The organism is Pseudomonas sp. BP11-1-1 (assembly GCF_052112105.1).
GTDB lineage: Bacteria > Pseudomonadota > Gammaproteobacteria > Pseudomonadales > Pseudomonadaceae > Aquipseudomonas > Aquipseudomonas alvandae.
The window spans coordinates 1-255 of record NZ_JAUTYU010000068.1 but is presented as its reverse complement, the minus strand read 5'-3'; the positions used below and the strand labels follow the sequence as shown (position 1 = coordinate 255).

Genomic DNA, 255 nt, shown 5'->3' with positions numbered 1-255 from the left:
CGATGCGGCCCGGGCGGATGTAGCGCATGTAGACGCCCATGAACATCGCGATCGGGATGGTCGCCATGACCGTGAAAATGCCCCACGGGCTCTCGGCCAGGGCCTTGACCACGATCAGCGCCAGCACTGCGAGGATGATGATCATGATCAGGAAGCAGCCGAACAGCGCGATGGTGCCGGGAATGCGGCCCATTTCCTCGCGCACCATGTCGCCCAGGGAGCGCCCGTTGCGCCGGGTGGAGAGGAACAGGACCA

Annotated in this window: 1 protein-coding gene; it reads right to left on the bottom strand. The window is 64.7% G+C overall.

Going from position 1 to position 255, the window contains the following annotated elements; all coding sequences use genetic code 11:
* On the bottom strand, positions 1-255 hold a 255-nt coding region (locus tag Q7C33_RS29035), incomplete at both ends, for a carbon starvation CstA family protein (RefSeq protein ID WP_407684610.1).